Raw genomic sequence first — 15,036 nt, forward strand, 5'->3', positions numbered from 1 at the left:
TTTCTCATCGGCCGGTGAACGGAAGCAATCGTCGGCGTACCGGTCAGGCGCGGTACTGCACGTCGACGAGATCGTCGAGGTAGCCGAGGGAGCGGTAGAGCCGCAGTGCGCGCTCGTTGTCGCCCTCGACGTACAGGCTCGTGCGCGTCATCCCGGCCGCGTGCATGCGAGCGAGGCCGGCTGCCATGAGGGCACGGCCGATGCCGCGCCCGGCCGCGTCGTCGTCGACCCCGATGACGTACACCTCGCCGTCACCGTCCTCGAGCTTGAGCCAGTTGTAGCCCAGCAGGCGCCCGTCGCTCGAATCCCGCGCGAGCAGGAAGTCCTCGTCCGCGTACCAGGACTCGTTGCGTCTCGCGTCGAGGCCGGGACGGTCGAGGGCGCCCTGCTCGGGGTGGTCGCGGAAGACCCGCGCGTTGAGGGCGAGGAACGCGTCGGTGTCGCGCTCCTCGTCGAAGCGTTCGAGCGCGACCCCCTCGGGTACCTCGGCGGGGCCGTCGCCGTCGGCCTCGGTGAGGGGGCGGGCCAGCCGGAGCAGCGTGCGCACCGGCGTCAGGCCGTGCTCCGTCGCGAAATCGGTCGCGGACGAAAGCCTGCCGTGCGACCACACCGTCACGGGACCGGTCGCCATGCGGCGGAGTGCCGTGACGAGTTGCCCGCCGATGCCCTGCCCGCGCAGCGCGGGGTGCACGACGAGTTCCGCGTCGAGGCCACCGTCGTCGGTCCGGCGCGCGAGCGCGGCGGCCACGAGTGCATCCGCCCGCCACGCGGCCACGAGCTCCCGCTCCTCCAGGCGGAGGCGCGTGTCGTCGTTGAACGGCGCGACGCCGTCGTGCGCCGTCGCGACCCGCGCGAGTTCGGCGATCGCCTCCGCGCTGCCGTCCGCTCGCTCGTCCACCCACAGATCCGTCATGTCGCCCTCCCCGATCCGATCAGTCCTCGGTGTCGTCGTCGTCGTGCGACTGTTCACCGCCGCGCAGGAGCCGGTAGCCCACGTTCCGAACCGTACCGATGACCGATTCGTGATCGCCCAGCTTCGCGCGAAGTCGGCGCACGTGGACGTCGACCGTCCGCGTGCCGCCGTAGTAGTCGTAGCCCCACACCTCGCTCAGCAGACGCTGCCGCGTGAAGACGTGGTCGGCGTTCGCGGCGAGATAGCGCAGCAGCTCGAATTCCTTGAACGTGAGGTCGAGCGTGCGACCGCGGTACTTCGCGGTGTAGCTCTGCTCGTCGATCGTGAGATGGCCGACGACGATCGCGCCCTCGTCCGTCTCCTCGGCCTCGGCGTGCGGACGGAGCAACCGGATCCGCGCATCGACCTCCGCCGGGCCCGCGGTCTGCAGGACGACGTCGTCCATGCCCCAGGCGGGTGCGACGGCGGGCAGGCCGCCCTCGGTCACGACGAGGAGGAGTGCGCGGTCGGGCGAGATGGTACGGGCGACGCCGCACAGCGAACGGGCCGCAGAGAGATCGAGTGTCCCGTCCACGACGACCGCGTCGGGGCCGTCGGCCGAGGCGAGCGCCGACGAGGTCGGGGGCAGGACGCGCACCCGATGGGCGAGCAGGCCGAGCGCGGGGAGCACGTCGTCGACACCACGTCTGCTGAGAAGGAGGATGTCGGCCACGCATCCTCCTTGTGCTCGTCCTGCCGAGTGCGTGATCCGATTCTACGGGCACGCGGGCCCGGCGGCGGATCGGACGGCCCGGTGCGGCACAATGGGCGCATGACCAAGGAACGGGTGAGCGTCGCCGTCGTCTGGGTCGTGGCCTTCATCGGCGTGCTCACGATCCCGCTGCTCGCGACCCCGGAGCGTCACGTGACGTGGGCCTCCGTGCTCCTGCTCGTGCTCGTGTGCATGACGTGCGTCATCCAGCTCGGCATGCAGGAGTCTCGCGGATTCGTGCGACGCATGAGCCTCAGTCTCGTCGGGGCGTTCGTGATCCTCTCCATCGCCTCCCTCATCTACTTCCTCATGGGTGGCGGCGCGGGAGTGCTCGACGGGCACGGGTAGACTGGCGGCATGGATCCGCTGCTCGCCATCGAAATCACGTTCACCGGCCTGCTCGTCGTCGCGCTCGCGGTGATCGGCTGGCTCTCCGTCGTCGTGCTCGTGCGCCTCTTCAAGGGCCAGAGCTAGGTCGATCGACATGATGGACATCCCCACGGGGCTTCCTCCGGAGATCGTTCCCCTCTCGTGGCTCCTCGGGGTCTGGGAGGGTGACGGCGTCATCGAGTACGACGTCGACGGCGACACGCGTCGTCACGACTTCCGGCAGCACGTGAGCTTCAGCCACGACGGTCTCGGTTACCTCAACTACTCGGCGCGCCTCGAGCTCGTCGAGGGCACGGGCGACGAGCCGGACACCGTGCCCCTGACGGCGGAATCGGGCTTCTGGCGACTCGCCCGCCCGCGCGACGAGGGCGATGTCGGTCCCGGCTACCTCCCGCCGTCGGCACCCCCGAGCTTCCCCGACGCCGACGCGGTCGAGACACTCCGCAACGCGGAGGGTGGCTTCGACGTCGAGGCCGCGATCGTGCACCCCACGGGGCTCAGCGAGCTCTACCTCGGGACGGTGCGCGGTCCGCGCATCGACCTCGCGACCGACGCGGTCGTCACGTCCCCCGGCGCGAAGCCCTTCACGGCGGCGACGCGCATGTACGGTCTCGTCGGCGGCGAGCTGCTGTGGGCGTGGGACATCGCGGCACTGGGGGGAGAGCTCGCGACGCACGCCTCGGCGAAGCTGGCCAAGCGTGACTGACGCGACGCGCGTCTCGCCGTTCCTCGGTCTGCCCGGCGCGGTCGAGGGGGAGGGGCCGAACGCCGGTGCGCCCGCACACTACGGTGCGCTCGTCGCCGAGCAGCGCCCGCTCGAGCGCGGCGGCGCGGTCGTCGATCTCGGCAACCTCGGCGTCATCCGGCTCCGCGGCGCCGACCGGTTGACCTGGCTCGATTCGCTCACGAGCGGCCTCGTTCGCTCGCTCGCGCCGGGCGAGAGCGGCGAGACGCTGCTTCTCGACGTGCAGGGGCGCATCGAGCACGCCGCCGCGGTCCTCGACGACGGGGAGTCCACCTGGCTCGTCACGGAGGGTACGCGGGCCGACGAGTTCGCGAGCTGGCTCGACCGCATGCGGTTCCTCCTCGACGTGCGCGTCGAACGGGCCGACGAGATCGTCGCGGCCGTCGGCGTGTTCGGCGACCGCGAGCTCGGGGCCGCCGCGCCGAACGGCGTGCCGCTCGTGTGGCACGACGAGTGGGCGAGCACACGCGTGGGTGGTGTGAGCTACGCGACGACCGATGCGCACCCGGGTCGCGACTGGGACCTCCACGTCCACCTGCTCGAGCGCCCGGCGCTCGAGGCGCTCGCAGAACGTGTCCGCGTCGGCGACGTGTCGGCGGCGGGGATCGACGCGCTCGAGGCGTTGCGCATCGCGGCCTGGCGCCCGCGCCTCGCCCGCGACGTCGACTCGCGCGCGATCCCGCACGAACTCGACTGGACGCGCAGCGCCGTCCACCTCGAGAAGGGCTGCTATCGCGGACAGGAGACGGTCGCGAAGGTCCACAACCTCGGCCGTCCGCCGCGTCGACTCGTGCACCTCGACCTCGACGGCTCGCTCGGTGCGCTGCCCGCCGCGGGAGCGGTCCTCCACGTCGCGGGCGATCCCGACCGCGCCGTCGTCGGCCAGATCACGAGCATCGGTGTCCACCACGAGAACGGTCCGATCGCGCTCGCGCTCGTCAAGCGACGGCTCGACCCCGAGGCCGTGCTCGCCGCGGACCTCGACGGCGAGGGGATCACGGCCGCACAGACCGCGATCGTCTCGCCCGAGGCGGGACACGCCGCCGACGTCCCCCGTCTGCCACGCCTCGGTCGCCGGAGCGGCTGAGGTGGCAGGGCTCGCCCGTTTCGACCTCGGCGAGTCGATCCGGCGCGTGGCCGACTCGAGCCCCGCGATCCTCCAGATCGCGATCGCGTCGCTCGCCGCGTACTCGATCGCCCACTACCCGCTCGGGCACCCGACCCCGTTTCTCGCGGTCACGGTCTGCATCACGGCGCTCGGTTTCGCGCGCGACGCGCGGCCGCGTCGCGTCGTCGAGTCGGCGCTCGGCATCGTGTTCGGCGTCGTGCTCGCGAACGCGGCGCTCGTCGTCATCGGGCGTGGCGTGTGGCAGCTCGCGATCGTCCTCGTGCTGTCGATGGTGATCGCGCGCTTCATCCATCCCGGCACCGGTTTCGCGGCGGCGGCCACCGTCCAGGCCGCACTCGTCTCCCTCATCCCGCTCGCCCCCGGCGTGCCGGAGTACTCGCGCATCATCGACGCGTTCATCGGCGGCGCGGTCGCGATCCTGTCGACGGCACTCGTGCCGAGGGACGCGCGACGCATGGTCCTCGTCGAGACGCGCGCGCTCCTCGAATCCGTCGAGCGTGCGCTGACCGATCTCGTCGACGGCCTGCGCCTCGGTGACGACGAGCCCGCGCGCCTCGCCCTGCGTGAACTGCGGGGAACCCAGACCATCCTGGATCGCTGGCACTCGGCACTCGAGTCGGCGACCGCGATCGCGCGGATCTCACCGTTCCTTCGGGGCCAGCGGGCGTCACTCGCCGACAACGCCGACCTGCACGCCATGCTCGACCTCTCGGTGCGCAATCTCCGTGTTCTCGCTCGGCGCTCCTGGTCGCTCGCGGCGGACGGTGTCGAACGCCCGCACCTCGCCGATCTGCTCGCCGACATCGAGTCGGGTGTGCGCGAGCTCGCCCTCGGTCTCGATCGACCCGGCATGCGCGCCCGCGCCCGGCAGACGTTCGTGCTCGCCGCGGTGCGCTGCTCACCGTCGGCGCTCCCGGCAGACGCGGCCGTCGGCGAGGTCATGATCGTCATGCAGTGCCGGCCGCTCCTCGTCGACCTGCTGCGTGCGGCCGGCGCCGACGAGGCGGACGCGAGGGCGTGTCTTCCGGCGGTCGCCTGACGGGAGCGTCGCCGCGCACCGCGACGCGCCCGTCAGTGGGGCAGGACCGCCTCGGCGCGGACGGTCAGCTCACCGAGGCGCCACCGACGGGGTCCGTCGACGAGCGGCCAGCCGGCGTCCCGGACCCGCTCGGCGGCGGCCACGAAGCGCTGCCGAGCTCCGAAGGTGCCCCGCGGCGCCTCACGCCGCCACGCATCGTCGAGCGCGCGGAGGTAGTCGTGGATCGGCTCGCCCGGCACGTTGTGGTGGATGAGCGTCTTCGGGAGGCGCTCGGCGACGACGAGCGGGGAGTCGAGGCTGCCGAGGTGCAGCGAGATCGTGAAGGTGCGCGGGCCGGGCGCCTCGACGTCGAACCAGCTCGCGACGCGACCGACCTCGTTGCACGTCCCCTCGACGAGCACACCCCCGGGCGCGAGACGACCGAGCATGGTCTCCCAGGCGTCGTGCACCTCGGACTCGTCGTACTGCCGCAGCACGTTGAACGCGCGGACGACGGCCGGCCGTTCACCGCGGGGGAGCGGCATCTCGAAGCCGCCCACGTCGAAGCGCACGCGCTCGCGCACCGCGGCGGGCTCGCGCTCGAGCTGCGCGCGGGCGACGCGCACCCGCTCGGGCTCGATCTCGAACCCGTGCACGCGCACGTCCGGGCGGACGCGTGCGAGGCGTGCGCGCAGTTCGAGCGCCGTCGTCGCGCTCGCGCCGTAGCCGAGGTCGACGACGAGCGGGTCGTCGGCCGTGCGAAGCGCGGGGAGCGCGGCGATCCAGCGGTCGACCCGGCGGAGGCGGTTCGTGCCCGTGGTGCCGCGCGTGACGTGACCGATCGGCATGCTCCGAGCGTCCCACATCCGCAGCACTCCCGAGGCCGCGCGACACCCGCGCTCGGTACGCTGAGCGCATGACAGAACCGCGCACGCTCATCCTGGTCCGCCACGGCCAGAGCGAATGGAACGAGAAGAACCTCTTCACGGGGTGGGTCGACGTCGAGCTGACCGAGCAGGGGCGCGCGGAGGGCGTGCGCGCGGGTGAACTCATCCGCGAGGCCGGCCTCACGCCCGACATCCTGTTCACGTCGCTCCTCACGCGAGCGATCGACACGGCGAACCTCGCACTGAAGGCCGCGGGGCGCGGTTGGATCGACGCGCGCCGCGACTGGCGGCTCAACGAGCGCCACTACGGCGACCTGCAGGGCAAGGACAAGGCCCAGGTGCGCGACCAGTACGGCGAGGAACAGTTCATGACCTGGCGTCGCTCCTACGACACGCCGCCGCCCCCCATCGCCGACGACTCCGAGTGGTCGCAGGCGGGCGACCCCCGCTACGCGGGCATCGACGTGCCGAAGACGGAGTGCCTCAAGGACGTGCTCGAGCGCTTCCTGCCCTACTGGGAGTCGGACATCTCGCCCGAGCTCCGGGCGGGCCGCACGGTCATCGTCGCGGCGCACGGCAACTCGCTGCGCGCGCTCGTGAAGCACCTCGACGGAATCTCCGACGACGAGATTTCGGAGCTCAACATCCCGACCGGCATCCCGCTCGTCTACCACCTCGACCCCGAGACGCTCCGGCCCGTCGAGCCCGGTGCCTATCTCGACCCCGAGGCGGCGGCGGCCGGTGCCGCGGCGGTCGCCAATCAGGGCGCGAAGCACTAGTCGCCATCGCGAACGGGCGGTGCCCGGCACGGACGGATCCGGGCCGGGCACGGGTCTGTCCGGTAATCGGTGTGTGGGGTCCGGCGGTTTTCATTAGTGGGTGGTTCTCTCGAACCGTCCGGCGAAGGTGATCGCGAACGCGTTAGGCGCGGGCTTCCACCTCATCACCCAGCGTGCCCGGCCTCCGCCGGTCGGGTCAAGGGACCGCGTTACGAGGTAGAGGCACTTGAGCGCAGCCTGCTCGTTCGGGAAGTGCCCGCGTGCCCTGACCGCCCGCCGGTTGCGGGCGTTGATCGACTCGATCGCGTTCGTGGTGCAGATCACCCGCCGGATCTCGACGTCGTACTCCAGGAACGGCACGAACTCCGCCCAGGAGTTGCGCCAGAGCTGCACGATTGCCGGATAGCGTGCTCCCCATTCGGCAGCGAACTTTTCGAACCGGTCCTTCGCCGCCTGCTCGGACGGCGCCGTATAGACCGGCTTGAGCGCTTTCACGATCGCATCGCGATGCTGCCGACCTGCGTAACGGAACGAGTTCCGGATGAGGTGAACGATGCACTGCTGCACGACCGTCTGCTCCCACGTGGTGTTGATCGCCTCCGGGAGACCTTTCAGCCCGTCGCAGACGGCGATCAGCACGTCCTCGACGCCGCGGTTCTTCAGCTCGGTGAACACCTGCAGCCAGAACCTCGCGCCCTCACCACCGTCGCCGGCCCAGATGCCGAGGATGTCGCGTTCCCCGGCCGTGGTGACGCCCATCACAACATAGAACGGGGTATTCCGGACCTGCCCGTCACGGACCTTCACCACGATCGCGTCGACGAAGATCACCGGATACAAAGCATCCAACGGACGAGAAGACCACTCGGCGAGTTCGCCGGTGACTTTCTCGGTGATCCGACTGATCGTGTCCTTGGAGACCTTCGCCCCATAGACCTCATCGAAATGCGCGGCGATCTCGTCGGTCGTGAGGCCGCGAGCGGTCAGCGACAACATGATCTGATCGACCCCATCCAGACGGCGTTTCCGTTTGGGGACGATGACGGGCTCGAACGAGCCGTCACGATCGCGGGGGACCTCGATCTCGACCGGACCGATCTCCGTCAGCACGGTCTTCACCCGGGTCCCGTTGCGCATGTTCTCCGCGATCGGGGTCCCGCCGTGTTCATGACCGAGATGCTCGGTCAACTCCGCCTCCAGCGCCGTCTCGAGCACGCTCTTCGTGAGCTGACTGAGCAGGCCACCCGGCCCGGTCAAGCTCACGCCCTGCTCCTTCGCTTGCGCGAGCAACCGCTGCGCGAGCTCCTTCTGATCGATGAACTCCCCGGTCACGGGATCAATCATCTCGTCGTCAACAACAACATCGGTCGTGTACGCCACGGCCATCTCCTCTCGGATCGGGCCGAACCCTCACACACCGTTAATCAGACAGTCCCGCTGTCGGCAGTAATCTGTCCCCGACATCGAGTCGCCATCGCGAACGGGCGGTGCCCGGCATGGACGGATCCGGGCCGGGCACCGTCGTTCGCGAGTCGTGTCGGTCGCTCGCGGTGTCGCGTGACGGTCGTGGTGGTGTTCGGTGTCCCGCGGACCTGCGCGTGATCGGGCCCCAGGAGCGTCGGCGACCCGCGGATCAGGCGCGGGCGGGCACGAGGTGGCCGAGCCGCCTCGAGAGCTCATCGGCGAACCGGCGCAGCACCTCGGCGCGTGCCGGGAACTCGTCCGGGGTGAGGCGGAAGGCGGGGGCCGTCGTGCTGAGCGCGCCGATGACACTGCCGTCGGTCGCACGGACCGGCACGGCGATCGCGTTCGTGTGCTCGTGCCACTCCGCGACGGCGCTGCCCCAGCCGCGCTCCCGCACGAGCTGCAGCTCGTCCCGCAGTGCCGCGGGGTCGACGATGGTCGTGTCGGAGAACCGACGCAGGTGGCGCGACGTCTCGTCGAACACCGCGTCGCCCGCGGCCGCGAGGAGCACCTTGCCGGACGAGGTCGCGTGCAGCGGGGTGCGCTGGCCCACGTACTGGTCGCGCACCGACACGCTGCTCGTGCCGGTCGACTGGGCGATGTTCACCGCGGCGCCCTCGACGAGGATCGCCACGTTCGAGGTCTCCCCGAGCTCGGCGGTGACCTCGTCGCACACCTCCTGTGATTCGCGGGCGAAGTCGATCCGCAGCGACACCGAACCGGCGATGCGCAGGGCACCCGAACCGAGGGTGTAGGTGCCGCGGTGCTCCTTCTGCACGACGAAGCGCCGGTGCTCGAGGGTCGCGAGCAGGCGGAAGGCCGTCGAGCGGTGGACGCCGAGCTCGCGCGCGATCGCGCTCACGCCCATCGGGCCGTTGTCGGCGAGGAACTCGAGGATCTGCAGGGCGCGATCGGCGGCCTGCACCGTCGGCGTCTCGTCCGCCGGTCCGGGCGTCGTGGGATCCTCGTGCACGCGTTCAGTGTAGGGGCGACCGGACGGACGTCGACGCCGACGCACCCCGTCGGGGCACACGGACGACGTCGCGTGACCGGCCGGTCGGAGGCATCGATTCCTCCGACCGGCCGGTCACGCGGCGCGCGCGACGTACGGCCGAACCCGTCAGGCGGGCTGGGCCGCCGCCGCGGGCGCGGTGCCGCGCAGCCGCGTCATCTCCGGGTCGTAGAGCGGTTCCGCGGTGATCGTGGCGGGGACGCGGACACCGAAGTACTCGATGTGGACCCGATCCCCGACGGCGGTCGACGCGGGCAGCCACGCGTAGGCGATCGGCCGGCCGATCGTGTAGCCGTACGCGGCGCTCGTCACGTAGCCGACCGGGACGTCGTCGATGAAGACCGGCTCGCCGCCGAGCACGACCGTGCGGCCGTCGTCGATCGTGAGGCAGCTCAGTCGCCTCGTCGATGCTGCGGCTCGCGCCTCGAGCGCGTCACGGCCGACGAAGTCGTCGGTCTTCGCCGCCTTCACGGCGAACCCGAGCCCCGCCTCGTTCGGCTCGTGCTCCGAGGTGACGTCGGCTCCCCACGAGCGGTACCCCTTCTCGAGCCGCAGCGCCTGGAACGCGGCACGGCCCGCGGCGACGATGCCGAACTCGCGGCCCGCCTCCCACAGGACGTCCCACAGTTTGCGCCCCACCTCGGCCGACGCATAGAGCTCCCAACCGAGCTCGCCCACGTACGAGAGGCGCATGGCCGTGACGGGCACCCCGCCGAGCGAGACCCGCTTCGTCCGGAAGTACTTGAGGCCCTCGTTCGAGAGGTCGTCGCCCGTGATCTTCTCGACGACATCGCGCGCGAGCGGGCCCCAGAGCCCGATGCAGCACGTGCCACCCGTGATGTCCCGCACCTGCACCCAGGCCGACGGGTCCGCGGCGCTCTGCTCGCGCGCCTCGCGGGTCAAGTACTGGAGGTCGACGTTGCTGTTGACCCCGACCTGGTACCGCTCGGTCTCCAATCGCGCGACCGTGATGTCGCTGCGCACTCCGCCCGCCGTGTCGAGCAGGAGCGTGTAGGTGACGGCACCGGGGGCGCGGAGCATCTGGCCCGTCGTCAGCCGCTGAAGGAGGGGACCCGCACCGGGGCCGGAGACCTCGAGCCGCTTGAGTGGCGTCATGTCGTACATCGCGACCGCGGTGCGGGTCTTCCACGCCTCGACCGCGGCGATGGGTGACGAGAACTGTGCCGCCCACGGGGTGCGGGCCGGCGGTGTCCACTCCTCGGGCAGCTCCGCGAGGAGCGACGCGTTCGCCTCGAACCAGTGCGGCCGCTCCCAGCCCGTGCCCTCGAGGAAGACCGCCCCGAGCTCCACGTGCCGGTCGTAGAACGGGCTCGTCCGGAGTTCTCGCGGCGCGAGACGCGGCTGCAGCGGGTGGAGGATGTCGTAGACCTCGACGAAGTTCTGCTGCGACGTCGTGCTGATGTACTGCGGTGTCGTCTGCACCTCCTCGAAGCGGCCCAGCTCGCACGACCCGAGGTCGACGCTCGAGACGCCCGTCGTGAGGACCTCGGCGAGCGCCCGGGCGACGCCGGCGGAGTGGGTGACCCAGACCGCCTCGGCGACGTGGAATCCTTCGATGGCACTCGAGCGGCCCACGAGCGGCCCGCCGTCGGGCGTGAACGAGAAGATCCCGTTGAAGCCGCGCGCGATCTCGGTCTCGCGCGTCTCGGGGAGCAGCCGCCTCGTCTCCTCCCACTCCGCGACGAAGTCCTCGGGCGTGAACGGCAGGCTCGAGGGCATGTGCTCGTGCGTGATCTCCTCGGGCGCGAAGGGGCGCATCGTCGCGAGGTCGACGGGGAGCGGGCGGTGCGCGTACGAGCCGATGCCGATGCGGTCGCCGTGTTCGCGGTAGTAGAGGTCGCGGTCCTGGTGGCGGAGGATGGGGAGCGATGCGCCGTTCGGTTCGGGGTGCTGCGCCCGAAGGCTCGGCAGCGCCGTCGTCGTGACGTACTGGTGCGCGATCGGGAGGAGCGGCACGACCGTGCCGACCATCGCCCCGATGTTCGGCCCCCAGAAGCCCGCGCAACACACGATGACATCGGCCTCGAACCGTTCGTCGCCCGCGATGACCGCGCGCACCCTGCCGCCGTGCTGCTCGATGTCCGTGACGACGGTGCGGTCCCGGTACACGACACCAGCGGCGCGCGTCCGGTCGATGAGGAGCTGCGTCCCCTGGGCGGCGAGGGCGAGCCCGTCGCCGGGCGTGTGGTACCCGCCGAGCACGAGTGATTCGTCGATGAGCGGATGCAGGCGCTTCGCCTCGGCCGTGTCGACCACGCGGGCCTCCACGCCCCACGACGCCGCCCAGCCCGCGCGTCGTTCGAGTTCGGCGAGCCGTTCGGGCGTCGTCGCGAGTTCGAGTCCGCCGATGGGGCGGAACGAGCCGCGGCCGTCCGGGCCGACGAGCGAGCTCAGTTTCTCGATCGTGTACGTCGCGAACGTCGTCATCGTCTTCGAGCCCGTGGTCGAGTAGACGAGGCCCGGCGCGTGCGAGGTCGAGCCGCCAGGGATGTCGAGGGGTCCCTGCTCGAGGACGGTGATGTCGTCCCATCCGCGGGCGACGAGTTCGTCGGCGAGATTCGCGCCGACGATCCCGGCGCCGATGATGACGGTCTTGGGGATGGTGGTCATGTCGTTCGGGCTCCGTTCGGAACGGTGGGCGACCTCAGTGGGAAGCCGACCTCATTGGAAGACGATGGTGCGGTGCCCACTGATGAGCACGCGGTGCTCGCAGTGCCAGAGCACTGCGCGCGAGAGTGCCGTCGCCTCGACGTCCTGGCCGAGGGTGGCGAGATTGCGCGGACTCGCCGCGTGGGTGACGCGGAGCACCTCCTGTTCGATGATCGGCCCCTCGTCGAGGTCCGCGGTGACGTAGTGCGCCGTTGCACCGATGAGCTTGACCCCGCGGTCGTAGGCCTGGTGGTAGGGACGCCCGCCCTTGAAGCCGGGCAGGAAGGAGTGGTGGATGTTGATCGCCCGGCCCTCGAGGTCGCGCGTGAGCTCGTCTGAGAGCACCTGCATGTAGCGCGCGAGGACGACGAGGTCCGCGTCGACCTCCTCGACGAGGGCGCGAAGCGCGTCCTCGGCCTGTGGCTTCGTCTCGGCGGTCACCGGGATGACGTGGTACGGCAGGCCGGCGGCCTCGGCCATCGGTCGCAGGTCCTCGTGGTTCGAGACGACCGCCACGATCTCACCGCCGAGCGTGCCCGCCCGCCAGCGGAAGAGGAGGTCGTTCAGGCAGTGGCCCGACTTCGACACCATGACGAGGATCCGCTGCCGTTCGCGGGGGTGGAACGTGAAGTGCATGTCGAAGCGTGCGGCGATGTCGGCGAAGTCACGTTCGAGCGCCGCGATGTCGACGTCGTCGGGGCCGACGAACGAGGTGCGGAGGTGGAAGACGTCGAGGTGGCGGTCGTCGAACTGGTGGTGTTCGTCGATGTCGAACCCACGCTCGTAGAGGAACTGGGTGACGGCCTGCACGATGCCCGGCGCCTGGGGGCAGCTGAGGGTGAGGACCGGGTTCGGCAGCGCGAGCGCGTCGGGCACCGTGCGGAGTGCGGTGGGCTGGGTCATGTGAGCTCCAAATGATTGTGTTGCGTATGGTGCACAACGTGCGCGGTGTGCAACCAGTATGGATGTGTTGCGGTCGGGACGCAAGAGTGCGTCACGACCGTTCGGGGAGTCGACGAACGAAAGCGGAACAGGAGGTGCGTCGGTGCGCGCGAGGGCGCACGGAATCGACGCGGAGCGGGGTGGGAACACCCCGCCGCAACGGGCGAGGCTCAGGAGGCGGACTGGTCGGCCACGAGGGCGCCGAGACCGTCGAACGCGTTGAAGCTGTACACGTGGAATCCGGCGAACGCGGTCGTGCCGAGCGTGGCGAGCGCGTCCGCGCGCAGCGCCGACGGATCGTAGGCGCCGAGCAGCCGCCGATTCGCGCCGCGTTTCGCGAACGCGAGCGAGCGTCCGACGCCGATGCGCATGGCGATGCCGGCGAGCTTCCGCACGCCGACGCGCCCCGGCACGCCGAACCACAGGGGGAGCGGCACGCCCGCTGTCGCGAGTTCGGTCGCATAGCGTCCCAGCCGGGCGCCGTCGAAGCACATCTGCGTCACGGCGTGGTCGGCGAGCGGTGCCTTCCGGCGGAGCACCTCGATGCCGCGCGACGTGTCGAAGGCGGGATGCCCCTCCGGGTACGCCGCGACGCCGATCCGGAACCGATCGTCCGTCGTCTCACGGATGCGTTCGAGTAGGACGAGGCCGTCGGGAACGGCGTGCTGTGGCGTCACACCGTCGCCGCCGACGGCGAAGACCGTGCGGATCGGCGAGTCGGCGAGACGGTCCATGATCGCGTCGAACGTTCCGAGGTGGGGGATCTGGGCGGCCGCGAGGTGCGGCACGGCGTCGAAGCCGTGACGGGCGAGTTCGAGACTCGCGGCGACCGTCGGTTCGATGCCATGTGCGGGCAGCGCCGTGACGGTGACGGTCGTGCCGACGGGGAGCCGCCTGCGGACCTCGTCGACGACGCCGGCGACGGGGACGATCTCGATGCGCTCGGCCATCAGCACTCGACCATGCTCACGTTGAGTGCGAGGCCGCCCTCGGCGGTCTCCTTGTACTTGTGGCTCATGTCGACCCCCGTCTCCCGCATCGTCTTGATCGCCGTGTCGAGCGACACGAGATGCTCGCCGTCGCTCCGGACGGCCATGCGCGCCGCCGTGATGGCCTTGACCGAGGCGATCGCGTTGCGTTCGATGCAGGGGATCTGCACGAGGCCGCCGACAGGATCGCACGTCAGGCCGAGGTTGTGCTCGATGCCGATCTCCGCGGCGTACTCGATCTGTTCCGGCGTTCCGCCGAGCACCTCGGCGAGGCCGGCGGCGGCCATGGAGCACGCCGATCCGACCTCGCCCTGGCAGCCGACCTCGGCGCCCGAGATCGAGGCATTGCGCTTGAAGAGGGCGCCGATCGCACTCGCGGTGAGGAAGAACCGGACGACGCCCTCGGCGGAGGCGCCGGGGACGAAGCGCGTGTAGTAGTCCACGACGGCAGGGATGATGCCCGCCGCACCGTTCGTGGGCGCGGTGACGACCCGCCCGCCGGCCGCGTTCTCCTCGTTCACGGCGAGTGCCGCGAGCGTCACCCACTCCATCGCGTGGAGCGGATCGTCGGTGTGACCCGCGGCCTCGAGCTGTTCGCGCTGGGCCGCGGCCCGGCGGCGCACGCCGAGCCCGCCCGGCAAGATCCCGCGGGCGCCCGTCCCGTTCGCGATGCACTCGCTCATGACCGACCAGATGTGTGCGATGCCGTCGCGGACCTCGCGCTCGTCGCGGAGCACGAGCTCGTTCGCGAGCATGATGTCGCTGATCCGCAGCTCCGTGCGGCCGGCGATGGCCAAGAGCTCCTCGCCCGAGGCGAACGGGTACGGCACCTCGGTCTCGTCCTCCGCGGCGGCGGCCTCGGGGTCGCGCGCCTCGTCCTCGTCGAGGACGAAGCCGCCACCGATCGAGAAGTACTCGCGCCGGTCGAGCACCGAGCCGTCCTCCGCGAGCGCCTCGAAGCGCATGCCGTTCGTGTGGAAGTCGAGCCGTTCCCGAAGGTGCAGGACGACATCTCGCTTCAGCTCGAACGGAACCTCCCGGACGCCACCGAGCAGCAGGCGGCCCTCGTCCTTCGAGCGCTCGTAGCGCGCCTCCGCCTCGATCGGGTCGACGAGGTCGGGGCGTTCGCCCTGCAGGCCGAGGACGACGGCCTTGACGGTGCCGTGGCCGTGGCCGGTGAGACCGAGCGAGCCGAACAGGTGCGTCCGGACGCCGGCCACCACGTCGAGCGTCCCCGCGTCGCGGAGGCGCTCGACGTAGGTGACCGCGGCGCGCATCGGGCCGACCGTGTGCGAGCTGGACGGCCCGATGCCGACCTTGAACAGATCGAACACGCTCAGCGTCACG

Annotated in this window: 14 protein-coding genes; 5 read left to right on the forward strand and 9 right to left on the reverse strand. The window is 70.9% G+C overall.

Features of this window, described 5'->3' with window-relative positions:
* Window positions 1-43: 43 nt before the first annotated feature.
* Both mshD and HNR16_RS02335 read right to left on the reverse strand, forming a co-directional pair.
* Window positions 44-913: a mycothiol synthase gene (gene mshD / locus HNR16_RS02330; RefSeq protein WP_158039432.1), complete on the reverse strand. Its 870-nt coding sequence runs from the start codon at window positions 911-913 to the stop codon at window positions 44-46.
* A 19-nt stretch (window positions 914-932) separates the two neighbouring features.
* A complete protein-coding gene (locus HNR16_RS02335; RefSeq protein ID WP_158039433.1) occupies window positions 933-1,625 on the reverse strand; it encodes a winged helix-turn-helix transcriptional regulator in 693 nt (230 codons plus the stop codon).
* 99 nt (window positions 1,626-1,724) lie between these two features.
* Between HNR16_RS02335 and HNR16_RS02340 the strand changes: the two genes are divergently transcribed.
* The 4 genes from HNR16_RS02340 (at window position 1,725) to HNR16_RS02355 (ending at window position 4,967) form a co-directional block, all read left to right on the forward strand.
* The gene (locus HNR16_RS02340) at window positions 1,725-2,012 is read left to right on the forward strand and encodes a hypothetical protein (RefSeq protein WP_158039434.1); all 288 of its coding nucleotides are present in this window, start codon (window positions 1,725-1,727) and stop codon (window positions 2,010-2,012) included.
* Window positions 2,013-2,148: 136 nt separating this feature from the next.
* Window positions 2,149-2,760 (forward strand): nitrobindin family protein, encoded by a 612-nt coding sequence (locus tag HNR16_RS02345; protein WP_158039435.1) that lies wholly within the window; start codon window positions 2,149-2,151, stop codon window positions 2,758-2,760.
* Complete coding sequence (ygfZ, locus tag HNR16_RS02350; RefSeq protein ID WP_158039436.1) at window positions 2,753-3,886, forward strand: CAF17-like 4Fe-4S cluster assembly/insertion protein YgfZ; 1,134 nt, start codon at window positions 2,753-2,755, stop codon at window positions 3,884-3,886. Before HNR16_RS02345 ends, ygfZ begins: the two co-directional genes overlap by 8 nt.
* 1 nt (window position 3,887) lies before the next feature.
* On the forward strand, window positions 3,888-4,967 hold the full coding sequence (locus HNR16_RS02355; RefSeq protein ID WP_158039437.1) for an FUSC family protein: 1,080 nt from the start codon (window positions 3,888-3,890) through the stop codon (window positions 4,965-4,967).
* Window positions 4,968-4,999: 32 nt separating this feature from the next.
* Here HNR16_RS02355 and HNR16_RS02360 read toward each other — a convergent pair whose 3' ends face one another.
* Entirely contained in the window at window positions 5,000-5,794 is a 795-nt protein-coding gene (locus HNR16_RS02360; RefSeq protein ID WP_218868362.1) for a class I SAM-dependent methyltransferase, read from the reverse strand.
* A 68-nt stretch (window positions 5,795-5,862) separates the two neighbouring features.
* Here HNR16_RS02360 and HNR16_RS02365 point away from each other — a divergent pair, with 68 nt between their 5' ends.
* Window positions 5,863-6,612 (forward strand): phosphoglyceromutase, encoded by a 750-nt coding sequence (locus HNR16_RS02365; protein ID WP_158039439.1) that lies wholly within the window; start codon window positions 5,863-5,865, stop codon window positions 6,610-6,612.
* 93 nt (window positions 6,613-6,705) lie between these two features.
* On the opposite strand, the gene HNR16_RS02370 is transcribed toward HNR16_RS02365, so the two are convergent.
* From HNR16_RS02370 to HNR16_RS02395, 6 genes are all read right to left on the reverse strand, one after another.
* The gene (locus HNR16_RS02370; RefSeq protein WP_158039521.1) at window positions 6,706-7,956 is read right to left on the reverse strand and encodes an IS256 family transposase; all 1,251 of its coding nucleotides are present in this window, start codon (window positions 7,954-7,956) and stop codon (window positions 6,706-6,708) included.
* Between the two features lie 289 nt (window positions 7,957-8,245).
* Entirely contained in the window at window positions 8,246-9,049 is an 804-nt protein-coding gene (locus HNR16_RS02375) for an IclR family transcriptional regulator (protein WP_218868363.1), read from the reverse strand.
* A 147-nt stretch (window positions 9,050-9,196) separates the two neighbouring features.
* The gene (locus HNR16_RS02380) at window positions 9,197-11,719 is read right to left on the reverse strand and encodes a GcvT family protein (RefSeq protein WP_158039440.1); all 2,523 of its coding nucleotides are present in this window, start codon (window positions 11,717-11,719) and stop codon (window positions 9,197-9,199) included.
* Window positions 11,720-11,770: 51 nt separating this feature from the next.
* A complete protein-coding gene (purU, locus tag HNR16_RS02385) occupies window positions 11,771-12,661 on the reverse strand; it encodes a formyltetrahydrofolate deformylase (protein WP_158039441.1) in 891 nt (296 codons plus the stop codon).
* A gap of 209 nt (window positions 12,662-12,870) precedes the next feature.
* A complete protein-coding gene (locus HNR16_RS02390; RefSeq protein ID WP_158039442.1) occupies window positions 12,871-13,650 on the reverse strand; it encodes a methylenetetrahydrofolate reductase in 780 nt (259 codons plus the stop codon).
* Complete coding sequence (locus tag HNR16_RS02395) at window positions 13,650-15,035, reverse strand: L-serine ammonia-lyase (RefSeq protein WP_158039443.1); 1,386 nt, start codon at window positions 15,033-15,035, stop codon at window positions 13,650-13,652. The genes HNR16_RS02390 and HNR16_RS02395 overlap by 1 nt, the downstream gene beginning before the upstream one ends.
* Window position 15,036 lies beyond the last annotated feature (1 nt).

Origin of the sequence: Pseudoclavibacter chungangensis, from assembly GCF_013410545.1 — a bacterium.
In the GTDB taxonomy this organism is placed as follows: Bacteria; Actinomycetota; Actinomycetes; order Actinomycetales; family Microbacteriaceae; genus Pseudoclavibacter; species Pseudoclavibacter chungangensis.